The sequence below is a fragment of the Acidithiobacillus thiooxidans ATCC 19377 genome (genome assembly GCF_009662475.1).
Lineage (GTDB): Bacteria > Pseudomonadota > Gammaproteobacteria > Acidithiobacillales > Acidithiobacillaceae > Acidithiobacillus > Acidithiobacillus thiooxidans.
In genome coordinates, this window is the sequence record NZ_CP045571.1 from 3395120 (window position 1) to 3415726 (window position 20607).

Consider the following 20607-nt stretch of genomic DNA (forward strand, 5'->3'; position numbering starts at 1 on the left):
CAAAATTTGTGTTCACGCTGGCTCCTTCGCCTTGCTTCTGCGAGGCATTTTCAATGTATCACGCTCCGCCCGCTCAGCGCGGATGCGAGCCAGCAGCACGCTGGCGGGTTCGTCGGCCGGGTCTTGCGGCACGAGGTGGCCGGAGAAGGCGGCGCGGAGGATGTTCTGGCGTTGGGCGGCGGATTGTTTGAGACCTGTCTCCATCGCTGACTCCATTGCCGCGAGTTGCTCAAACTGCTGTGCAAGTGCTTGTCGGATTAGCACCTGTTCAGCGAGTCCCGGCACGGGAACTGTGGCGCTGACGATGTCTGGCTGGGCGATCTTGTAGATGCCCGCCGAAGTTCTGGCACGGCGCTCTAAGTGGCTTCGCACTACATGTGAATCCCAAACCAGACCAATCCAAGCGGGGCTGACCACCGCCTCCACAACTCGCAACCGAATCATGGTGTCCGGATAGGCCACTTGCTCATCGACAGACCCCACGAGCCCTGCGCGGCCAACCAAAGTGAGCGAGCCATTGCCACGCACGATCAGCAAATCCCCTTCACTCACAGCGAACGGAGCAGCTTCCTCCGAAGACCAAGCGCCCAGCTTGTGTTCATGCAGGTCAACCGCACCTGCCTTGATCGCAGTCAGTCTCAGCACCTTCGCGCCATTCTCTGCCGTCGGGACTGATCGCCCGTTAGCCAAGTCATCCGGTGACAACTGATCCACACTCGCCCACACCCACCCCTGCGGCAGTTCCGGCAAACCGCTGGTGTCGGGTTGCACCGGTTCGGGGTATTTTTTTTGCCAGTCTTTGGGCGGGGTTTTGTCTTGTTCCTTGAACTTGGCGAGTTGCTTGGCTTCCCAGCGGGCGCGGCGTTCGGTGAGGATGCGTTGCAGCAGTTGCACGCCCGTCTCGGTGGGCAGGTGCTGTTGCCGCCACTCGGCGGTGAGCGTGCCTTCCACGGCGGCCTTGAGCAGCGACTGGCGGTATTGCGCCAGCTTCTTCTGCGCGGCCTTGAGCTCGGCCACCCCGGCATCGAGGTCGGAGAGCAGTTCTTCGAGTTTTTCGACGATGCGGGTTTGCTCTTGGAACGGAGGCAGTGAAATTTCCCATGACTTGACGATGCCCTGCGATATGTTGGGTTGTGCCCCGCCCTTCCCAGCATCAACAAACGCCTTACTTTGGGAGACTAGAAAGTAGTAGAGAAACTTGGTCTTGACTGCATCGGGGATGCCTACCGCACACGCTTGGTTCGTCGCTGCATCGATCCCAAGCATTGAAGCTTTTCCGATAGTTGCGCCATACATCGCAACCGCGACGGATCCCTTCGGAAAAACCTTAGCGCTTGAGTTTGCAACTGCCTCTTCAGAAATGCTCTCTTCAGTTTGAACCACGATTGGCGGCCCAAGCTCGCCGGTTTTCAGCCAGGGAATCGTGCCTGCGTAGTAGCTGGGATTGGACCTCGATGGAGTACCGCCGGAAGACCACTTGGCGACATCTTCTAGGGCTGCAGTTACCCATCCAACCGGCAACTCACTCACGCCACCAACTCCCGATTCATCTCATCCATCAGTCCATCCAGTTCGCTGCCGAACACCTGCCACACGCGCTGCAGCCCGCCTTTGTCGGCCAGTTCGGCGTAATCAAAATCGTCGCGGGCGATGCTGCAACTGCTGGCGATGTGGTCTTTCATCAGGCGCAGCCAGTCGGTTTGTTCGGGCGTGAAGGCGGTGGCGCGCTGGGCGTTGTGGCGGAAGATCCAGGTCTGGAAGCGCTTGTCCACCTCGTCGGCGAAGGGTTTGAGTTCACCGTCCAGCCCCAGCGCAAAGCGCACCAGGCTGATGAGGTCGGTGAGCTGGCGGCGGGACTCGCTGCCTTTCACCTGCCCGGCTTGCGCGCGGGCGTAGGCGCTCCACAGGCGTTCGGTGGTGAGCATGAGCGGGGGTTTGCTCAGGCGCTCGTGCAGGTCTTCGATCATGGCGAAGGTGAGGGCGCGGCGCTGGTAGGGCTGCTGGTAGAAAAAATCGAGGGCGGCGATTTCGTCCTTGTGCTGCTGGATGTAGTCGGCAAAGCGTTGAATGACCTCGCGGGCTTCGCCTTCGGCCTGCTCGGAAAAACCGCTGAAGGTGACTTGATCGAGGTTGATGTGGTCGATGAGCTGCTCGCGCTCGCGGCGGGCGTTGTCGATGGCGTCGCGCAGTTCGGGGCGGTCGAAGGGCGCGCAGGCGGCGGCCACGCGCTGGGCGCGGGCGGCGTCGATTTCTGCGGGCAGCAGGGCGTCTTCGCTGGCGGTTTTGCCTTGGGCCTGGGCATTGGCCAACGCGGTTTGCACGATGGCGTCGGGGTCGAGCGCGACGATCAGCCCTTTGCCGAGGGCGGCCACGGAAACGCCGCCGCTGGCTTGTTCGATGCGCGCCTGCGCCTTGTCGTCGAGCTGCTTGGCCAGGCGCACGAGACGGTTGGCGAGGCTGAGTACGGTGTCGTCGTCGAGGCTGCCCATCGCCACGCCCTGCAGCAGGTCTTTGAGCGCCACGCCGGACTTTTTCTCCAGCGGGCGGCTTTCGGTTTTCAGCGATTTCTCCACGCCCACGGCGTCGATCAGCACAAAGCGGGCTTTGGCGCCGTCCGCACTGTTGCTGACGCGCTTGAGACTGTCGCCGTCGAGGCTGCGCACACCACGGCCTTTCATCTGTTCGTAGTAGCCCTTGCTGCGCACGTCGCGCATGAACAGCAGCACTTCCAAGGGCTTCACGTCGGTGCCGGTGGCGATCATGTCCACGGTGACAGCGATGCGCGGGTTGTAGTCGTTGCGAAAGCTGCTGAGGATGCTGTCGGCGTCTTCCTCGGCGCGGTATGTGACCTTTTTGCAGAAGGCGTTGCCCTGGCCGTAGACCTCGCGCAGGATGTTGATGATGTCGTCGGCGTGGCTGTCGGTTTTGGCGAAGATGAGGGTTTTGGGCGTCTCGCGGCGGCTGGGAAAAATCTGCGTTTCCACGGCGGTTTTCATCGCCTGGATGACCTGACGAATCTGGCTCAAGTTGACCACGGAGCGGTCGAGTTCCTTGCCGGTATAGGCGGTGTCTTCATCGGTTTCGCTCCAGCGCTTTTTGCGCGTGGCGCGGTCGCGGTGGTCCACCCATTCTTTGGCCTTCAGCTCGGCGCCCCTTTGGGTGATGTCGGTTTCGATCTCGTACACGTCATAGCCGACGTTGACGCCATCGGCCACGGATTGCTCGTAGGTGTATTCGGCGACGATGTTCTCGTTGAAAAAGCCGAAGGTGCGCTTGTCCGGCGTGGCGGTGAGCCCGATGAGGCTGGCGTCGAAATAGTCGAGCACCTGCTTCCACAGGTTGTAGATGCTGCGGTGGCATTCGTCGATGACGATGAAGCCGAAGGTTTCCACCGGCACGGCGGGGTTGTAGCGCACCAGCTTTTGCTGCGCCGCCGTCTGCTGCACCTCGTTGAGCGACAGGTCCTCGGCGGATTCGTCGATCGGCTCGCCGCTGAGGATGGAATACATGCGCTGGATGGTGCTGATGCACACCTGCGCGTGCGGGTCGATGCTGGGGCTGCTGAGACGCTGCACGTTGTACAGCTCGGTGAACTTGCGGCCGTCATCCGGCGGCGTGTAGGCCATGAATTCCTGATGCGCCTGTTTGCCGAGGTTGCGCGTATCCACCAGAAACAGGATGCGCCTGGCGCCGCCAAACTTGAGCAGGCGATACACGGCGGTGATGGCGGTGAAGGTTTTGCCCGCGCCAGTGGCCATGTGCACCAAGGCGCGGGGCTTGTTCTGCGCCAGCGATTGCTCCAGCCCGGTGACGGCGCTGATCTGGCAATCGCGCAGGTTGCGTTCGGGCAAGACGGGCATGCGCTCGGCCAGGCGGCGGCGCAGGGTGTCGGGCTGACCCAACCATGCGGCGAACGTTTCTGGCTTGAAAAAATGGAAAATTTCCCGAGAACGTGGCGCGGGGTCGGCGTTGTCGGTGAAGCGGATGATCTGGCCGGTAGCCTCAATCAAAAAACGCAGCGGGGTGTTGTCCTTGCGCCATTTGAGGGCTGCGGTGGCATAGCGCTCGGTTTGCTTTTCGGTGACAGTGATATTTTCACCCGCGCTGTCTTTCTTGGCCTCGATGACGCCCACGGCATTACGGTTGACGAACAGCACGTAATCCGCAGGGCCGGTATCGGTAGGGTATTCGCGCACGGCGACACCCACCGCTGCGCCGAGGTTGATCTGCTTCACGTCTTGGATCACCCAACCGGCCTGCTCCAGCTTCTGGTCGATTTGTTGACGTGCCTTAGTTTCTGGAGTCATTGAATTTAGCTGTTTGCCTTTTAAGGTCTAGTGCCCAACTTCTGGTTGAATGCGGATCGTTGTAAAACATATCAATGTGACGCCACGTTAGCCAGCATTAAAGTGCTTGGAGTTCGGCAGCATCTTAAATGGATTTGGTTGAGTTCGACACCTTGACTTTCGGACAGCATCTCCTTATCTTCTCAGCCCTTAGGATTTACCCGCAGGAAGTGTTCCAATGAAGCGTACTTTTCAACCCAGCATTACCCATCGCAAGCGGACTCACGGCTTTCGTGCCCGCATGGCGACCAAGTCCGGGCGTCTTGTTCTGAAACGTCGGCGCGCCAAGGGCCGTCAGCGTCTCTGTCCGTAAGTTTATGCATCCGGCGCAGGCGCATCCTCATCGCTTTACCCGCGAGGATCGCCTCCGTCAGAAAGCGTTGATTCAGCGCACCATTAAACAAGGGCGCAAAAAAGTTTTTCCCGAGTTGGTCATGTATACCCTCCCCAATACTGTTTCTCATCCCCGGCTGGGTTTGGCCGTGAGCCGCAAGGTAGGTAACGCCGTCATTCGTAACCGGGTCAAACGTCGTCTGCGCGAGGCCTTTCGCCTGCAGCAAACGCGCTCGGCAGGACAGGATGTCATGGTGGTTGCCCGGAATGGGGCCAGACAACTCAGTATGCGCGTTATGGGTGGTTATTTCCGGCAACTGCTGGGGAAAGCATGAGCGCGCGCCGCGCAGCCGTGCTGGCGGTTCGTACCTATCAATATGCCATCAGTCCCTTGCTGGGCCATCATTGCCGCTTTTATCCGACCTGCTCCGAATATACCTGTCAGGCCATTGAACGCTATGGCATCGCCAAGGGTTCGTGGCTGGGTATCAAACGTATCGGCCGCTGCCATCCCTGGCACGCGGGCGGTGTTGATCCCGTTCCTTAATACTCTGGGGCTCCATGGAAAATCAGAAAACTTTTCTTGTCATTGCACTGGCCGTGGTCTTTTTTCTGTTGTTTCAGGCCTGGCAGGCGCAAAATGCGCCGAAAACCGTGACGCCCGCAACCAGCACCGCCAGCAAGGCAGTCACCCCCAGCGCCGCTCCCGTCACCGCCCCGACGGTTTCACCCATTAACACGACGGTACCTGCAGCCGTCAGTCAAGCCATGGCTCCAGCGCGCGGCCCCTCTGTGCCTTTCAGCACCAAGGTGTTTACCGGTCATATCGGCCTGCATGGTGGAGATATCCAGAATCTTGGCCTGCTTGCCTATCCCGTAGCCACCAATAATCCCGCTCCTTACCCTATTCTGGACACAAGCTCCGCCAAACTGACGACCCAACAAAGTGGGTTTTTGGGAAGCGACGGACAATTACTCATTCCCCAGTTTGCAGAAGAGAATCCCTCTTCGGATACGGACAGCCCGATCGTACTAAAGGGCAAGGCCGGACCTTTGACGATCACCAAAACCTGGGTTTTCCAGCCCGATAGCTATCTTGCTGAAGAACACATCCAGGTAACCAACAGCGGAACCCAGCCCTGGAACGGCAGCTACTTTGATCAGATTCTGCGCAATGATCGCGCCGAAAGTCACATGTTCATGTCCATTTTTACGGGCGCCGTACTGATGCATGGCGGAAACTTCAGTGAAGTCAGTTTTGGTGACATGCGTGACCACCCCCACACGGAAGCAGGGCCTGGCTGGGCCGGAATGATGGACCATTATTTTCTGGCAGCCGTTCTGCCCGCCGAACAGGCGCAGCATGTGCAGGTTTATGCCCGACCCTCCGGCGGTAATTATGTGGCGGGGGTAAATACGCCTCTACCCACCCTGGCTCCGGGGCAGAGTACCACCATTACCCAGCAGATTTTTCTGGGTCCCAAACAGCAAAGTCGTCTGGCGGCACTGGGTCGGGGTCTGGAGCAGACGGTGGACTATGGCTGGTTTGCCATTATTGCCGAACCCATGCATCTGGTACTCAAATGGTTTCATGGTCTGGTTGGCAACTGGGGTCTGGCCATTATCCTTTTGGTTATTGTCATCAAGGCGATATTTTTCTATCCCTCGGCCATCAGTTACCGGTCTATGGCCAATATGCGCAAGCTTCAGCCCAAACTGGAAAAACTGAAAAAAGAATGTGGTGATGATAAGCAGAAACTGGGCGCGGCCATGATGGAGCTCTACCGTACGGAAAAGGTCAATCCGATGGCGGGTTGTTTGCCGATCCTTCTGCAAATGCCTTTTTTCATTGCCCTTTACTGGGTTCTGGTGGAAAGCGTATCACTCCGCCAGGCACCCTTCATCCTCTGGATTCATGATCTGGCGGTGCCCGATCCTTATTACATCCTGCCGCTGCTCATGGGCATTTCCATGTTTTTTCAGCAGCGTCTCAACCCTGCGCCCGTCGATCCGATGCAGAAAAAAATCATGTCGGCTCTGCCGGTCATTTTTGCGGTGTTTTTCTCTTTTTTCCCGGCAGGTCTGGTACTCTACTGGTTGACCAACAACGTCGTTTCCATTGGTCAGCAATATCTGATCACCCGACACATCATGGCCGCCAAAGACTAGGGCGGCACGGCTTTTCGCAGCCGGGTTGTCTCATCGGTTCCTGAATCGTGGCGAGGTTCTTATAGATGCGCTATCAGCAGGGAGATACCATCGTCGCCATTGCGACGCCGCCCGGAGAGGGGGGCGTCGGCATTTTGCGCCTCTCTGGTCCAGCCGCCCTGCGCATTGCCAAGGCCCTCTGCGGACTGGCCCCGGAAAGCCCGAACTGGCCCGCCCGATATGCCCATTTCCGGCGTTTTTACGGCCGCGATGGCCAGGGCATAGATCACGGTATTACCCTCTATTTCCCGGCACCGCATAGCTATACCGGTGAAGACGTGGTCGAATTACAGGGACATGGGAGTCCTCTGGCACTGGCCGCCTTAATGCAGGAATCGGTCGCTTATGGCGCCCGTGCAGCGCGGGCAGGTGAGTTTACCGAACGCGCTTTTCTCCATGGCCGTCTGGATCTGGCCCAGGCGGAAGCCGTGGCAGACCTCATTCATGCGCGCAGCGAAGCGCAGGTACGTGCCGCTTCGGCAAGTCTCGAAGGCGCTTTTTCCAAGGCTGTCGACGCCATCTATGGGCAATTATTACAACTTCTTGCCCTGGTGGAGGCCGGGCTGGATTTCAGCGAGGAAGACCTCGGCACTGCGCACGACAGCGCTGTTCATCATGGTCTCGAAACCTTGCAGAAGCAGCTGCTTCACTTGCAACAGCAAGCCCGGCAAGGTGCACGTCTCGCCCGGGGTGGCCGCGTCATTCTTGCCGGTCGCCCCAATGTTGGCAAATCCAGCCTGATGAATGCGCTGGCCCAACGGGATGCGGCCATTGTTACACCGGTTCCCGGAACTACCCGTGACCTGCTGCGCGAGGAAATCCTGCTCGACGGCCTGCCCGTAGAACTCATTGATACGGCAGGTCTCAGGGAATCTCAGGATCTGGTTGAGGCAGAAGGTATTTCCCGGGCGCGGCAGATTTTGCAAAGTGCCCAGCTGATATTGCTGGTTGCGGACGCCCACACTGGCTGGCAAGCAGAAGACCAGGCCATTCTCGATACCCTGCCATCCATAGCCCGATTAATTATCTGGAACAAGCAGGATCTGGTAACCAGTCTCCCCAAAGCACCGGCCCACGAAGCCTGTCTGGCCATTTCTGCGCTGGTCGGAAATGGTTTGGATGCCCTGAAAGCGGAAATCATGCAGCAGATGGGTATGGAAAACAGCGCCTGTGTGTTCAGTGCCCGGCAGCGCCATGTGGAAGCACTGGCCGACACGACCGAAAAAGTGGCAGAGGCCGTGCACATGCACCATAGCGCAGCCCCCCCGGAACTGCTGGCTCAGTCGCTGCGGGAAGCGGCCAATGCCCTGGCGCAAATTACCGGAAAAATTGATGTGGAAGATATTCTCGGAGAGATTTTTTCGCGCTTCTGCATCGGTAAATAAATGCAGATCTTCATAGTATAAAAAGGGCTGGATAACTCTCCAGCCCTTTTATTTTTTCAACTATTGCTAAACCTCATTCGACGCTGATTTTCCGCCTTTTGGCAGATTCCGCCTTGGGTAAGACCAGCTCCAGAACGCCATCTTTATAGGCTGCCTTACTCTGGCTGGCATCTACATCAACAGGTAACTGTACCGTCCGTGAAAAATCACCATAACGGCGTTCACGATAAATGTACTTACCTTCTTCTTCCGTCTTGTTTTCTTCCTTGCTGCCGCTGATATATACCTGGTTACCATGAACCTGGACATCCAGCTTTTCCTTATCCATACCGGGTACTTCGGCGCGAATGACTATTTCGTTATCCCGGTCCAGGACATCAATATGAGCAATATGTGCGCGCACTGAACCATTCTGATTACCGTTATTTACCGGACGAAAAACGCCGGGCAAAAGGGAATCAAAAAACTGCTCTACCGGATCCACCGAACGCACCGACTGTACTGAAGAATTCTTTTCATCAACCATGGAATAATCTCCTTAATTCATCCCGGTGACCTGATCACCATGCTCCAGTTAATGGGGCTGCGAAAAACCATTTTCAAGCCCTGAGAGAAATATTGTTGAAGAAATAATTCAGTATGGATAATCCCAGCCCTCCGGCTGATCCTTGAAACGACGATGCACCCACCAGTATTGTTCCGGGGCCTTGCGAATGGCTGCTTCCAGCACGGTATTCATGGCCGTGGCGTCTGCCACCGCTGCACCCGCAGGAAAATTTTCGGGCATGGGCACAAACTCCAGTCGAAATCCCTGACCACGGGGCAGACGGTAGGCAAACAGACCGAATACCGGGCTCTGCCGGCGCAGGGCCAGCCGCCCCAGCAAAGGAGTGGTACAGGCGGGTCGCCCAAAAAAAGGGGCATAGTCTCCTTCCCGGGGATCCACATTCTGGTCCGGCAAAATACCCACCACCTGATGCTGCTGCAAAGTATGCAAAAGAGGACGAATGCCCTCTTCCTTGGACGTCAACCGTGCGCCACTGCGTCCCCGACCTGCAGCCATCAATGCATTTAACGCCGGGTTGCGGGTGTCCATATACAGCACCGTCACCGGCCAGCGATGACCAATATATTGTACGGCCGCTTCCCAGGCCCCCAGGTGGGCGGTAAACAAAATGACACCGCGTCCTTCTGCCAGCGCATCATCCACCTGTTCCACACCGCGCACCTCACGAATCAACCGCAAAGCCCGGGGCAAAGGCCAGAACCACAGGGGCCCCAGTTCCAAAGCCGCCTGGCCCAATGCGCGAAAATGCTGGCGTTGCAAATCGTGGCGCTGCACCAAAGAAAGATCGGGAAAAGCAATGGCCAGATTTGCGTCCACCACCTGGCGGGGTCGCCGCATAATCCGCCGGGCGACATCGCCGAGCGCGGAACCCAACGCCGCCCGCCATGAACCCGGCAAAACGGCTGCACCACGCAGCAGGGCGACAATCAACCACACCTGCAACCGCTGTCCGGGGCTTGCCCTGGAGGATTCGACTGATGATTTAGCCACCTGATTCCTGATCTGCTCCGCAAAGCGCACATCATAAACGCGGGACCGGTCTTTTGTCGCTGTCTTCCCCCCACCTCCACCCTTCGTTATATTCGGGGTATGAAGATTTCCACCAACAATGATCTGGTTATTCTGGGGGGGACTTTCGATCCCATCCACTACGGGCATCTGCGCGCCGTAGAGGAAGTCCGTCAGGCCCTCAAGACTGCCGAGGTGATGCTGATTCCTGCAGGTCACCCGCCGCATCGTAAAAGTCCCTGGGCTGCCGCCCAACATCGTCTGGCCATGGCCCGCATTGCCGTCGCCCACCACCCCCGTTTTGTCGTCAGTGATCGAGAGGTGGGACGTGAGGGGCCGTCCTATACCGTGGACACCCTCCGCACGCTGCGTCTGGAACGCCCGGATGCCTTGCTGGCCATGGTCATTGGCATGGATGCCTTTTTGCGTTTTGATACCTGGCGCGACTGGCAACAGATTCTGGAATTAACCCATCTTATCGTCACCGGACGACCGGGCTGGCCAGCTGCCGAGCTCCCCGAAGCCTTGCGGCAAACCCTCTATCAACGGCGTTGCGACGATATCCACCAGCTCCACCAACAACCCGCCGGCTTCATTTTTTTTCAGACCATCACCGCACTGGAAATCTCCGCGACCAGTATTCGCAGCCTGTTGGCCAACGGCCAAAGTCCGCGCTTCCTGTTACCCGACGAAGTATTGGATTATATTGAGAGCAAGGGGCTCTACCAAAGCCCGTAATTCGACACAAAGGATTATTGCACTTGGCGACAGCAGAAAATCTCCGCGACATTATTGTGACTGTTCTTGATGAACACAAAGCCCTCGATATCAAAGCCATCGACGTCCGTAAACAGACCGACATTACGGATTATCTGATTATTGCCTCCGGCACCTCCGACCGTCATCTCAAGGCCCTGGCTGATCATGTCATGGCCCGCATGCGCGAAGAGGGCGTCCGGCCACTAGGAAAAGAAGGGCTCAGCGTGGGTGATTGGGCACTGGTGGATCTCGGCGATGTGGTAGTTCACGTCATGCGCCCTGAGGTGCGCGATTTTTATCAGCTCGAACGGCTCTGGGGAGAACTTCCCCAGATGCGTGGGCAAAACGAACGCCGCTGATTATTGATGCGGCTCCGGATTCTTGCCATCGGCAACAAAATGCCGGCCTGGGTGGAAAGCGGTGTCGCTGAATATGCAGCCAGAATGCCGCCGCAGTGTCGGGTAGAATGGCGCGCCCTGCCAATGGCCAAAAGGGGGCGCAGTGGCGACCCGATCCGGTGGCGGCGTGAAGAAGGCGAGCGAATACGCAGTGCCACGCCTGCAGGGTCCGAGAAAGTCGCTCTAGAAGTGGGTGGCAAAGTTCTGAGCAGTGAAGCCTTGGCGCAGCGGATGGATGCCTGGTTTCTGGGTGGCCGCGACGTCACCTTCTGGATCGGCGGGCCGGATGGACTGGACCCCGAACTACAGGCTGACTGGCAATGGTCACTGTCGGCATTAACCATGGCACATCCTGTTGTGCGGGTAGTTTTAGCGGAACAATTATATCGGGCCTGGAGCATTCAGGCCGGATTACCTTATCATCGTGGCGCAGAGGAGTGACGCTGACGTGAAGCAAATGTGGATAAAACCGGGAGTCATCCGGATAAGTATTGCCCTGACCCTGAGTCTCGGACTGAGCGCCTGTGCGCAAATGGTGGAAGTCAGCCCCCAGCAGAGCAGTTCGGATGCCATTGCCGTGCAGGTAGGGCGGGAGCACATTCTGGCCCTTTCACCCGCCGTCAATGATGCCCAGCTGGCACCGGTTAAAAGCGCATTGACAGCGGCTCAATCCGCGCAGTCCCGGGGCGATTATCTCCTGGCAGAGCGCGAAACCCTGCTGGCGAAAGTATTGCTGGATAATATTCAGGTTCGTCTCAAGAGCTCTCCCGGCAGCAGCCAGCGTCAGGCCCTGCAGAGCCAGATCGCCAATCTGCAAAGCCAGATCGCCGCAACCCACCAGCAAATAGATGCCACCAAGGCACAAATCGCCAAGGAGTCTCAATAATGCGCGTCCACGCCCTGATTGCTGCCGCCCTGTTGTTGTCATTTCCCGCGCTGGCCAGTGCCGATGTCGCAACCACCCGGGTATTACAACAATCCCTGCAACGCCTGCAGAATGCCCAGCGCAGCGGGCCGGCCATTCCGCCAGCCACTTTATCGGGCTTGCAGGAATCCCTGCAAATGATGACCCGTGATCAGGTCAACCCGGCAATCTTTCAGGTCGACAAAGCCATTTTTGACGCCCGGATGGCGGGCCTGCAGGAACAGCGCCAATCTATTCATCAACAGACCAGCCTGAATAAGCTACACCAGCAGGTGCAGTCCCTGACCAGGCAGCATCAGGCCCTGCAAAATGAATATGCGCAATTGCGCCAGCAATTGGCCAGCAAAACCATGACCGGCGCGCAAACCCAACATTTGCAGGAAGAAATTCAACAACAAAAACAGATGCTACAGGCTGAAGAAAAGCATCTCGCCAGCCTTGCAAAACAAGCGCCAAATTCGCTAAACGGCTTATCCAGCAGTACCGCCATTACCAGCACCATGAGCCTGCCTGCTTATGGCAAGGCTTTGACCGTATATGCCCGGGTGCAGGCCGCCAGCGATGGGGTGCATGTCTCCATGCCTGCCGATAGTCTTTTTGGCAGCGATAACCGCCTCAGTAGTGATGGTGAACAACGTTTGCAGGCTATTTCCCGCATTCTCAAACAAAGTAATGCCCATGAAATTCTGGTGCGGGTAGCGCCCCAGCCGCTGGGAGCCAATGCGGCCACCCAGCGCGCCGAAGCCATTTTGCGCAATCTGCGGCGTAATGGCGTCCCCGACCAGTCTCTGGCCCTGGCGACGGGTTCCGGCCTGGCAGCGGGAACCGCCGAGCTGCTTCTGGTGAATGCCAGCCCCACTTCGTGAGCAAGCTGATTCTGGCATCGGCTTCTCCCCGGCGACTGGCCCTGCTCCGGCAACTGGGCTATGACCCGCAGGTGCAGGTTGCGGATGTCGATGAAACCGCACAGGCCGGTGAACGCCCGGAAAATCTGGCGCAGCGCCTGGCGCGCAGCAAAGCCACGGCCCTGGCCGGAAGTCATCCAGAAAATCTGATCCTTGCCGCCGATACGGTGGTTGCCCTGGCCGGACAAGCATTTGGCAAGGCCCGCGACGCTGCCGACGCCTATGCCATGTACGCGAAACTCGGCGGGAAAGACCATCAGGTACATACGGCAGTTGCCCTGCTGCATGATGGACAGGTCGATGCAATCCTGCACAGCAGCACCGTGCGCCTGCGCAACATGAGCCCCCAGGAAATGGCGGATTACTGGGCCAGCGGGGAACCTGCAGACAAGGCGGGGGCCTATGCCATACAGGGCCTGGGTGCGGTTTTTGTCGAACATCTTCAGGGCTCGTTCAGTGGCGTCATGGGCTTGCCCCTTTTTGAAACGGCCCGGCTTTTAACGCAGTGCGGCTTTCCGCCACCCGCATTTTCAGGATCCACATGAGCGAAGAACTTCTCATCAATGTCACTCCCCAGGAAATCCGCGTCGCCCTGGTAGATAACGGCGTACTCCAGGAACTGCAGGTAGAACGCAGCGGCCATCGCGGACTGGTCGGGAATATATACAAAGGCGTCGTGCGCCGGGTATTACCCGGCATGCAGGCCGCCTTCGTCGATGTCGGACTGGATCGCACCGCCTTTTTGCATGCTGCCGACATTCAGGATGACAGCGAGGAACTGAATGGCGAAACCGACATTGAAACACGCCCCGGTCATCATGAAGTCCGCAATGTCTGTACCCTGTTGCACGAAGGTCAGGAAGTTCTGGTCCAAGTCATCAAGGATCCGGTCGGCAGTAAGGGCGCGCGGCTGACAACGCGGATTACCTTGCCGGGAAGATACCTTGTCTACATGCCCTTTGTTCCCCGTATCGGGGTTTCCACCCGCATTGAGTCGCCGGAAGAACGATCCCGGCTCAAGGACGAACTCAAAGCCGCCATTCCTGCTGATGAAGCCGGTGGCTACATCATCCGTACCCTGGCAGAAGGGGTTGAACATCAGGACTTTGTCGGAGACATTGATTTTCTGCGCCGCCTGTGGAGTTCGATCCGCCGCCAGTTGGAAAACAGCAGTGCCCCCTGCCAGATTCACAGTGATTTGAATCTCGCCATGCGCATGATGCGCGATGTCATGTCGGACAACATCGAACGGGTGCGCATTGATTCCCGCGAGACTTATGAGGCGGCAGCGAGTTTTTGCCAGCGCGTCATTCCGGAGGTCGCCGACCGCATGGAGCACTATAGCGGCGAGCGCCCCCTCTTTGATCTCTATAATGTGGAAGATGAAATTGAAAGGGCCTTGCAAAGCCGGGTCACCCTCAAATCCGGCGCTTACCTGATCATTGACCAGACCGAGGCACTCACAACGGTGGATGTAAATACCGGGGGATTTGTCGGGCGTCGCAATCAGGAAGACACCATTTTCAAAACCAATCTGGAAGCTGCCGCTGCCATTGCCCGACAAATGCGTCTGCGCAATATTGGCGGCATGATCATCATTGATTTCATCGACATGGATGATGAAGAACACAAAAGACGGGTGCAGCGCGCCCTGGAAAAAGCCATTCAGAATGACCGCACCCGCTGCAATATTACCCAGATTTCAGCCTTGGGCCTGGTGGAAATGACCCGCAAGCGCACCCGCGAAAGCCTCCGCCAGACCCTGTGCGAACCCTGCTCTTATTGTCATGGTCGTGGTTTTCTGAAAACGGCAGAAACCATCTGCTACGAAATCCTGCGGGAAATTGTCCGGGAAAGCCGGGCTTATCCTGCCGAGCGCTTTGTCGTATTGGCTTCACCCATGGTTATGGAAAAACTGCTCGACGAAGAAAGCACCAGCCTTGCGGCGCTTGAGGAATTCATCGGCCGCCCCATCAAGGTACAGGCAGAAGCCACCTATACCCAGGAGCAGTACGACATCATTTTGATGTGAATACTGATCCATTCAATCTGGACCTTGCGTGACAATCTGTGGCCGTAGGCGGGCAACAATTTTCGGGCTTAATACGGCACCCAGGGCGGCCGGTCCCGGAAAGGGACCATGTGCTTCGCGAAAAGCGATAATGGCCGCAGCACGCTTTACTCCTACACCTTTCAAACAACGCAACTGTTCGATACCGGCCTGGTTGATATTCACTTGGGGTGGACAGTTTTTACCTTTACCCCAGGCCATGTTGACACCCAGCAAGGTTGTCAGGAGCAGCACCAAAACATAGCGCCACAACGACGGCATGCTAGCCTCAGCCCTGTAAGGCCGCCCGAATCTGATCTCCCATGGCAGCCAGCTCCGCTGCCGGCGTATCCGTAGCATGGGCAAAATTCAGGTCCGGAATAGCGTTCATGGGAATCAGATGGACATGGGTATGGGGAACTTCCAGTCCGGCAACCATCATTCCGACCCGCTTGCATCCGGTGACTTTTTCCAGCGCCGGAACCACGCGTTTGGCAAACGGTAATAGTCCGGCGAGGGTCTGATCATCCAGGGTGAAAATATAATCATGCTCCTTTTTGGGAATAACCAGGGTATGTCCGGGACGGACTGGGCGGATATCCAGAAAAGCCAGATAATGTTCGTCTTCCAGCAGCTTCTGGGCAGGGATTTCGCCGGCGATAATACGGGTAAATAAAGTGGTCATGCTTCCTCCTTCAATTGTGCCAAAACCAATTCTGCAGCATCCAGGGTGGCCTTTATTTCAGCATCACCATGCGCCGCAGAAACAAACCCGGCTTCGTAGGCACTGGGTGCCAGATAGACGCCTTGCGCCAAAAGCCCATGAAAAAAACGCGCATAGCGCTGGCTGTCGGCACGCATGACCGCATCAAACCCGCGTACAGGTTCGTCGCTGAAAAACCAGCCAAACATGGCCGGAACCTGATTAATCTGTAACGGAACAGAGGCAGCCTTGGCACGCTCCGCCAGTCCGTCACACAATTTTCGGGTTTGCACGGCCAGTTTGTCATGAAATCCCGGCTCGCTCAGCAACTGCAAAGTCTTTAGGCCCGCCGCCATCGCCACCGGATTCCCCGACAGGGTCCCCGCCTGATAAACAGGGCCGTTAGGGGCCAGATATTCCATGATTTCCCTGGGACCGCCCAGTGCTCCCACCGGCAATCCGCCGCCGATGATTTTCCCGAAAGTCGTCAAATCCGGGCGCACCCCATAAAGGCTCTGGGCACCTCCCAACGCCACCCGGAAACCGGTCATGACTTCATCAAATATCAGGATCGTTTCATACTGGTCACAAAGCGCTCGTAAGCCTTCCAGAAAACCTGGCTCTGGTGGCACACAACCCATGTTGCCCGCTACCGGCTCGACGATGATGGTGGCCACATCAAAACCATATTGCTGCATCATTTGCTCTACAGCAGACAAATCGTTGTAAGGCAGAACCAGGGTATCCTGACTGACTTCCCGGGGGATCCCGGCACTGGAGGGCTGCCCCAAGGTCAGGGCGCCGGAACCGGCCTTGACCAACAAACTGTCACTATGGCCGTGGTAATTCCCCTCAAACTTGATGATTTTATCCCGGCCGGTATAACCCCGGGCGAGGCGAATAGCCGACATCACCGCTTCGGTGCCACTGGAGGTCATGCGCAGCAACTCAATACCCGGAATCAGACGGCAAACCATTTCGGCCATGTCCACTTCAATAGCGGTGGGAGCACCAAAACCCAAACCCTTGTCCACCTGGGCATGAACGGCGGCCCGGACCTCAGGATGATTATGACCGAGAATCATCGGCCCCCACGAACCTACGTAATCTATATAGCGTTTGCCTTCCACATCCCAAAAATACGCGCCTTCGGAATGGTCCATAAAGATGGGATCTCCGCCCACACCACGAAAAGCCCGTACCGGAGAATTCACACCGCCGGGAATACACTGCCGGGCTGCCTTGAATAAATCGTGAGAAGTCTGGGTCATCATTACTCCTTGGGAATATTCCTGGGATGATCAAATAATACCGCAAAGCGCCGGGCGGCCGCTTCTACCTGTTCCGAGGCAAACACCCCGGAAATCACTGCCAGGGCATCCGCACCTGCAGCAATCAGCGCTCCGCCATTATCCTCGGTAATGCCGCCAATGGCGACCAGTGGAATATTCAGTTCCGCTCGGGCCTTTCGCAAAACCTGCAGATCTACGCGAGGGGCCTGCGGCTTGCTCGGCGAGGCAAAAAAAGCACCAAAAGCTACATAATCCGCCCCTGCCTTCACGGCTTCCCGGGCTTTATCCAGCGAAGCATAGCAGGATACGCCAATGCACAGATCACGACCAAAGGCCTGGCGTAACTCGGCCAAAGGCGCATCTTCCGCGCCGACATGCAAAGCCGGAGCCTGAACCGCTCTCACCAGATCGGGGTCATCATTCACCACAAACAGCGCACCATACTGGGTGCAAAGTTCACGCAAGGCACCCGCCTGCCGCCGTCGCCGCGCATGTTCCTGCCAAGGGTCGCCCTTATCCCGATACTGCAGGATCCTTGCCCCACCCCGTAAAGCGGCTTCGGCTTTGTCCAGGAAAACCGCTTCCGGCATCCAGTGCGAATCGGTAATAGCGTATAAACCGGCAATGGCTTTGCGTGTTTTTACAGGCATTTCATGAACTGCTTTCAGGATGATAAAAACGGTTGGGGAAAAACTGGCCACTCCCCAGAGGATAGGCATGCAGCAGCGCGTCATGGGTGAAAGCCAGGGCCGCTTCTATTGCCTGCATCACCGCCTGGCCCTTGGCCAGACCCGCAGCAACCGCTGAAGCCAGGGTACAGCCTGAACCATGATATTGATGCGGGAGGCGTTCCTGAATAACAGTCTGCCGCAGAATGCCCCCCTGAAAAACCAGGTTTTCCAGCTTCGGACCTTCGCCATGCCCCCCGGACAATAAAACCCATTGGGCACCCTGCGCATTGAGCAGGACGGCGGCAGCCCGCACGTCTTCTGCACCCGTCAAAGCCAGCGCCTCAGGACCGTTGGGCGTGATAATACTGACCTTTGGCAAAAGTTCGCTGCGCATCGCCTCCAGCAATCCTGATCCCGCCAGGGAAGTCCCTCCACCAGCGGCCAGAATCGGGTCCAGCACCACAGGAATCTGCGGGTAAGCATCCAGGAGTCCGGCCAAGGCTCTGACCATCTCAGCGGAGCCCAACATCCCGATCTTGATCACCCGTACAGGAATATCATCCAGAATGACCCGGGCCTGCTGCAGACATTCCGCAGGGTTCACCAGACTAAAGCGCTGAACATTGACTGAATCCTGAATGGTCAGTGCTGTAATGGCGGTGCAGGCGTGGACACCAAGACGGGCACAAGTTAACAGATCAGCCTGTATGCCTGCGCCAGCACTGGGGTCGGAACCGGCAATACTGAGCACAACGGGAGGTATTTCAGCGCGTTCGGGCATTAACATATTGTGCATGGACAAACCTCAAATCCGGCAGGAAAATTGCTTTCACTTGCCACGCAAATCCTATCCTAACGACATCATTCATGGAGGAAAACCACATGCGGCAATTGCCGGAGTTGAGTCTAGCAGAAAAACTGGTCCATACGGGATTTATTTTCCTGGTGGGGTTGGGCCTTTTGGTCGCAGAAGCCTATGTGTACGTTACAGTAGGTGGTAATAATGGCCTTACAGTACATGCTGTTGCCGAACATTATTATGGCAATCGCAGTTCCAGCACGCTGCAAACCGTCCTGCCGCGCATGATGGGTTACGCAGGGATGTCAGCAGCTGATAAACCGAAAATGGTTGCCGCCGTCAATCACTGGATTGCTTCGGGCGAAACCGAGGCGGATTACAATCAGGCCATCAAACCCTTGATCGCCGGAAACTGTTTGAAGTGTCACAGTGTTGCCATGACCAAGGTCCTCCATAACCCGCCTTTGGTTACTTACGGTGACGTCAAAACCGTGGCCAAGGTCGATACGGGCATGAGCCTCAGTACCATGCTGCTGAACGGTATGATTCACCTGACCATGCTCGGCGTAATTTTTTGGGTGGCTGGCTGGATATTCAGCAAATCGCGCGTCCCCAACAGCATCAAATATCCATTAATTATAATTCCTTTTATTGCCATGCTCGTGGATTTCAGTGGCTGGTTCCTGACCCATCAGAATCCGGCTTTCGTCTGGCTGGTACTGATTGGTGGAGCACTGTCCTGTCCAATTGCCTTGCTGGAAATGCTCCTGAGCCTGATCCAGATGTGGTTTGTGAAGCCGCGACTTCAAGCTGCCTGATCAAATTGCATCCCCCAGAAAGGTCAGCCCCCGCATGGGGGCTTTTTCATCAGGTTGTGCTGTATTTTCTGTGGATAACTTTGTGGATATAAACTGCGGAACCCCGATTATCGTAGGTTAATTTAACTTGAACACCCTCCGGACTCATTTTGTAAAAAGTTTTACTCATTTTAAACAATGTGTTATATAACATACCGAAAGTGTGTTCAGAACAAGGTGCCATAAGTTCCTTATAAGCGCTTTGTGGAAAACTTATTCATCCCGTCCAGATATTCGTGCGTTGGCAATGGTTTCAGCATCGTATTGGGCCGAACTTTTCCGAGCCTTCCCTGCCACCCGGGCAAACAACCGGTCATAAAGCGCAATGGGTAAGTGCCGCAAAATCATTCCCACTACCCCCATCTGCCAGGGAACCACCAGCCAGGCTCGACCACGGTCTATGGCTCTACGCATTTGCTGTGCCGCTTTGTCAGGGTCCATCAGCCAGGGCATGGGATAGTGATTGGCTGCCGTCATCGGGGTGGCAATATAACCTGGAGCGATACAACAGACGCGGATACCCTGAATCCTCAATTCCAGTCGCAGACTTTCCAGATAGGCAATCACCCCCGCCTTGGAGGCACAATAGGCAGCTGCTCCAGGCAGGCCGCGAAACCCGGCGACACTGGCAATTCCGGCAATGCGCCCACCCTGCGCCATATAAGGCAGAAAGGCCGTACAGGTGTTATCCATCCCGAGCAAATTGGTGGTGATGATTTCGGCAAAAACCGGACGATCATTCAGCTCTCTGGCCAGAGTCCCATGACTGATTCCTGCATTGGCAATCAACACCTTGATTTCACCAAATTCATCCGAAAAATTTAGCGCGGCCAGATCCAGCGTTGTCACATCACCCACATCAACTTTCAGCACCCGCACAATAGCCCCTCGGGACCGCGCCAGAGTCGCCGTAGCTTCGAGGTTCTGCAGACTGCGCCCCAGGAGTAACAGCGGCCGGTCCGGTTCCGCATAAGCCAGTGCCAAGGCCTGTCCGATCCCACTGCCCGCTCCGGTAATTACGACAGATCCCTTCGCCATAAAAATTCTTCCTTTGTAAGATCAGCGAGATACCACAGTTAATGACTTATCCTGTTTCATATGTAAATCGAATCATGAATTATTATTAAAAATATCATAAAAAATTATTTTTATCGCTGTTAATTAATTATATCTTTATAAATCATATGAAACATAATAAAAAAATAAATCATTTAAAAAACATAATGATAAACTATTAATATTGAGCTTTACAGGGATAGATAAAAAATTTTAGCAATGTTCAGTTAACAAATCCAGGCTGGCCAGATTATATACTGGCGCAGATCGTGTCACTTGGCTATACTGCAGCGACTGATTGTCGTGTCCAAACATCACGATTTTACCGCCCAGCACTCAACCAG

General features: G+C 56.4%; 23 protein-coding genes. 13 read left to right on the top strand and 10 right to left on the bottom strand.

Features of this window, described 5'->3' with window-relative positions:
• Positions 1–12 precede the first annotated feature (12 nt).
• Complete coding sequence (locus GCD22_RS17745) at positions 13–1530, bottom strand: restriction endonuclease subunit S (protein ID WP_077273627.1); 1518 nt, start codon at positions 1528–1530, stop codon at positions 13–15.
• Complete coding sequence (locus GCD22_RS17750) at positions 1527–4307, bottom strand: type I restriction endonuclease subunit R (RefSeq protein WP_065974716.1); 2781 nt, start codon at positions 4305–4307, stop codon at positions 1527–1529. The genes GCD22_RS17745 and GCD22_RS17750 overlap by 4 nt, the downstream gene beginning before the upstream one ends.
• Positions 4308–4524: 217 nt before the next feature.
• Between GCD22_RS17750 and rpmH the strand changes: the two genes are divergently transcribed.
• The 5 genes from rpmH (at position 4525) to mnmE (ending at position 8272) form a co-directional block, all read left to right on the top strand.
• Entirely contained in the window at positions 4525–4659 is a 135-nt protein-coding gene (gene rpmH / locus GCD22_RS17755; protein WP_024894327.1) for a 50S ribosomal protein L34, read from the top strand.
• Between the two features lie 4 nt (positions 4660–4663).
• Positions 4664–5014: a ribonuclease P protein component gene (rnpA, locus tag GCD22_RS17760; RefSeq protein ID WP_024894328.1), complete on the top strand. Its 351-nt coding sequence runs from the start codon at positions 4664–4666 to the stop codon at positions 5012–5014.
• Entirely contained in the window at positions 5011–5226 is a 216-nt protein-coding gene (yidD, locus tag GCD22_RS17765) for a membrane protein insertion efficiency factor YidD (protein ID WP_010640496.1), read from the top strand. The genes rnpA and yidD overlap by 4 nt, the downstream gene beginning before the upstream one ends.
• Positions 5227–5240: 14 nt before the next feature.
• The gene (yidC, locus tag GCD22_RS17770) at positions 5241–6848 is read left to right on the top strand and encodes a membrane protein insertase YidC (RefSeq protein WP_065974717.1); all 1608 of its coding nucleotides are present in this window, start codon (positions 5241–5243) and stop codon (positions 6846–6848) included.
• A gap of 65 nt (positions 6849–6913) precedes the next feature.
• Positions 6914–8272 carry a tRNA uridine-5-carboxymethylaminomethyl(34) synthesis GTPase MnmE gene (gene mnmE, locus GCD22_RS17775; RefSeq protein WP_065974718.1) on the top strand — a complete coding sequence of 453 codons (1359 nt, stop codon included), beginning with the start codon at positions 6914–6916 and terminating at the stop codon, positions 8270–8272.
• Positions 8273–8345: 73 nt separating this feature from the next.
• Here mnmE and GCD22_RS17780 read toward each other — a convergent pair whose 3' ends face one another.
• Positions 8346–8798: an Hsp20/alpha crystallin family protein gene (locus tag GCD22_RS17780; RefSeq protein ID WP_024894331.1), complete on the bottom strand. Its 453-nt coding sequence runs from the start codon at positions 8796–8798 to the stop codon at positions 8346–8348.
• 108 nt (positions 8799–8906) lie between these two features.
• Positions 8907–9830, bottom strand: coding sequence for a lysophospholipid acyltransferase family protein (locus GCD22_RS17785; protein WP_241781507.1), 924 nt, complete (start codon positions 9828–9830; stop codon positions 8907–8909).
• 99 nt (positions 9831–9929) lie between these two features.
• Here GCD22_RS17785 and nadD point away from each other — a divergent pair, with 99 nt between their 5' ends.
• The 7 genes from nadD to rng are packed head-to-tail and all read left to right on the top strand — an operon-like array spanning position 9930 to position 14867.
• A complete protein-coding gene (nadD, locus tag GCD22_RS17790; RefSeq protein WP_024894333.1) occupies positions 9930–10586 on the top strand; it encodes a nicotinate-nucleotide adenylyltransferase in 657 nt (218 codons plus the stop codon).
• A 23-nt stretch (positions 10587–10609) separates the two neighbouring features.
• Positions 10610–10966 carry a ribosome silencing factor gene (rsfS, locus tag GCD22_RS17795; protein ID WP_010640473.1) on the top strand — a complete coding sequence of 119 codons (357 nt, stop codon included), beginning with the start codon at positions 10610–10612 and terminating at the stop codon, positions 10964–10966.
• 6 nt (positions 10967–10972) lie between these two features.
• Entirely contained in the window at positions 10973–11446 is a 474-nt protein-coding gene (rlmH, locus tag GCD22_RS17800) for a 23S rRNA (pseudouridine(1915)-N(3))-methyltransferase RlmH (RefSeq protein ID WP_010640471.1), read from the top strand.
• A gap of 16 nt (positions 11447–11462) precedes the next feature.
• Positions 11463–11891 carry a hypothetical protein gene (locus GCD22_RS17805; RefSeq protein WP_031572657.1) on the top strand — a complete coding sequence of 143 codons (429 nt, stop codon included), beginning with the start codon at positions 11463–11465 and terminating at the stop codon, positions 11889–11891.
• On the top strand, positions 11891–12796 hold the full coding sequence (locus tag GCD22_RS17810; RefSeq protein WP_065974720.1) for a hypothetical protein: 906 nt from the start codon (positions 11891–11893) through the stop codon (positions 12794–12796). The genes GCD22_RS17805 and GCD22_RS17810 overlap by 1 nt, the downstream gene beginning before the upstream one ends.
• Entirely contained in the window at positions 12793–13380 is a 588-nt protein-coding gene (locus tag GCD22_RS17815) for a Maf family protein (protein WP_031572663.1), read from the top strand. Before GCD22_RS17810 ends, GCD22_RS17815 begins: the two co-directional genes overlap by 4 nt.
• Complete coding sequence (gene rng, locus GCD22_RS17820; RefSeq protein WP_010640463.1) at positions 13377–14867, top strand: ribonuclease G; 1491 nt, start codon at positions 13377–13379, stop codon at positions 14865–14867. Before GCD22_RS17815 ends, rng begins: the two co-directional genes overlap by 4 nt.
• 12 nt (positions 14868–14879) lie before the next feature.
• Here the strand turns inward: rng and GCD22_RS18285 are convergent, their stop codons facing one another.
• From GCD22_RS18285 to thiD, 5 genes are read right to left on the bottom strand one after another with little or no spacing between them, the layout of a single operon-like run.
• Complete coding sequence (locus tag GCD22_RS18285; RefSeq protein ID WP_077273628.1) at positions 14880–15167, bottom strand: ComEA family DNA-binding protein; 288 nt, start codon at positions 15165–15167, stop codon at positions 14880–14882.
• 7 nt (positions 15168–15174) lie between these two features.
• Positions 15175–15570 (bottom strand): HIT family protein, encoded by a 396-nt coding sequence (locus GCD22_RS17830; RefSeq protein WP_065974722.1) that lies wholly within the window; start codon positions 15568–15570, stop codon positions 15175–15177.
• Positions 15567–16859 (bottom strand): glutamate-1-semialdehyde 2,1-aminomutase, encoded by a 1293-nt coding sequence (gene hemL, locus GCD22_RS17835; protein WP_065974723.1) that lies wholly within the window; start codon positions 16857–16859, stop codon positions 15567–15569. The genes GCD22_RS17830 and hemL overlap by 4 nt, the downstream gene beginning before the upstream one ends.
• 2 nt (positions 16860–16861) lie before the next feature.
• Positions 16862–17530 (bottom strand): thiamine phosphate synthase, encoded by a 669-nt coding sequence (gene thiE / locus GCD22_RS17840; protein ID WP_065974724.1) that lies wholly within the window; start codon positions 17528–17530, stop codon positions 16862–16864.
• 1 nt (position 17531) lies between these two features.
• On the bottom strand, positions 17532–18347 hold the full coding sequence (thiD, locus tag GCD22_RS17845) for a bifunctional hydroxymethylpyrimidine kinase/phosphomethylpyrimidine kinase (protein ID WP_139112165.1): 816 nt from the start codon (positions 18345–18347) through the stop codon (positions 17532–17534).
• A gap of 86 nt (positions 18348–18433) precedes the next feature.
• On the opposite strand from thiD, the gene GCD22_RS17850 reads away from it, so the two are divergent.
• The gene (locus tag GCD22_RS17850) at positions 18434–19168 is read left to right on the top strand and encodes an Aq_1264-related membrane protein (RefSeq protein ID WP_065974725.1); all 735 of its coding nucleotides are present in this window, start codon (positions 18434–18436) and stop codon (positions 19166–19168) included.
• A gap of 252 nt (positions 19169–19420) precedes the next feature.
• Here GCD22_RS17850 and GCD22_RS17855 read toward each other — a convergent pair whose 3' ends face one another.
• Complete coding sequence (locus tag GCD22_RS17855) at positions 19421–20245, bottom strand: SDR family oxidoreductase (RefSeq protein WP_065974726.1); 825 nt, start codon at positions 20243–20245, stop codon at positions 19421–19423.
• Positions 20246–20607: the final 362 nt, after the last annotated feature.

What these genes read in the sequence shown, in the direction of transcription:
- rlmH (WP_010640471.1), top strand. Translation starts at nt 10,973, where the DNA reads ATGCGGCTCCGGATTCTTGCCATCGGCAACAAAATGCCGGCCTGGGTG.
- thiD (WP_139112165.1), bottom strand. Translation starts at nt 18,347, where the DNA reads ATGCACAATATGTTAATGCCCGAACGCGCTGAAATACCTCCCGTTGTG.
- thiE (WP_065974724.1), bottom strand. Translation starts at nt 17,530, where the DNA reads ATGCCTGTAAAAACACGCAAAGCCATTGCCGGTTTATACGCTATTACC.
- yidC (WP_065974717.1), top strand. Translation starts at nt 5,241, where the DNA reads ATGGAAAATCAGAAAACTTTTCTTGTCATTGCACTGGCCGTGGTCTTT.
- rnpA (WP_024894328.1), top strand. Translation starts at nt 4,664, where the DNA reads ATGCATCCGGCGCAGGCGCATCCTCATCGCTTTACCCGCGAGGATCGC.
- GCD22_RS17780 (WP_024894331.1), bottom strand. Translation starts at nt 8,798, where the DNA reads ATGGTTGATGAAAAGAATTCTTCAGTACAGTCGGTGCGTTCGGTGGAT.
- GCD22_RS17850 (WP_065974725.1), top strand. Translation starts at nt 18,434, where the DNA reads ATGCGGCAATTGCCGGAGTTGAGTCTAGCAGAAAAACTGGTCCATACG.
- GCD22_RS17855 (WP_065974726.1), bottom strand. Translation starts at nt 20,245, where the DNA reads ATGGCGAAGGGATCTGTCGTAATTACCGGAGCGGGCAGTGGGATCGGA.
- GCD22_RS17805 (WP_031572657.1), top strand. Translation starts at nt 11,463, where the DNA reads ATGTGGATAAAACCGGGAGTCATCCGGATAAGTATTGCCCTGACCCTG.
- mnmE (WP_065974718.1), top strand. Translation starts at nt 6,914, where the DNA reads ATGCGCTATCAGCAGGGAGATACCATCGTCGCCATTGCGACGCCGCCC.
- GCD22_RS18285 (WP_077273628.1), bottom strand. Translation starts at nt 15,167, where the DNA reads ATGCCGTCGTTGTGGCGCTATGTTTTGGTGCTGCTCCTGACAACCTTG.
- GCD22_RS17830 (WP_065974722.1), bottom strand. Translation starts at nt 15,570, where the DNA reads ATGACCACTTTATTTACCCGTATTATCGCCGGCGAAATCCCTGCCCAG.
- yidD (WP_010640496.1), top strand. Translation starts at nt 5,011, where the DNA reads ATGAGCGCGCGCCGCGCAGCCGTGCTGGCGGTTCGTACCTATCAATAT.
- GCD22_RS17750 (WP_065974716.1), bottom strand. Translation starts at nt 4,307, where the DNA reads ATGACTCCAGAAACTAAGGCACGTCAACAAATCGACCAGAAGCTGGAG.
- hemL (WP_065974723.1), bottom strand. Translation starts at nt 16,859, where the DNA reads ATGACCCAGACTTCTCACGATTTATTCAAGGCAGCCCGGCAGTGTATT.
- GCD22_RS17810 (WP_065974720.1), top strand. Translation starts at nt 11,891, where the DNA reads ATGCGCGTCCACGCCCTGATTGCTGCCGCCCTGTTGTTGTCATTTCCC.
- rng (WP_010640463.1), top strand. Translation starts at nt 13,377, where the DNA reads ATGAGCGAAGAACTTCTCATCAATGTCACTCCCCAGGAAATCCGCGTC.
- rpmH (WP_024894327.1), top strand. Translation starts at nt 4,525, where the DNA reads ATGAAGCGTACTTTTCAACCCAGCATTACCCATCGCAAGCGGACTCAC.
- nadD (WP_024894333.1), top strand. Translation starts at nt 9,930, where the DNA reads ATGAAGATTTCCACCAACAATGATCTGGTTATTCTGGGGGGGACTTTC.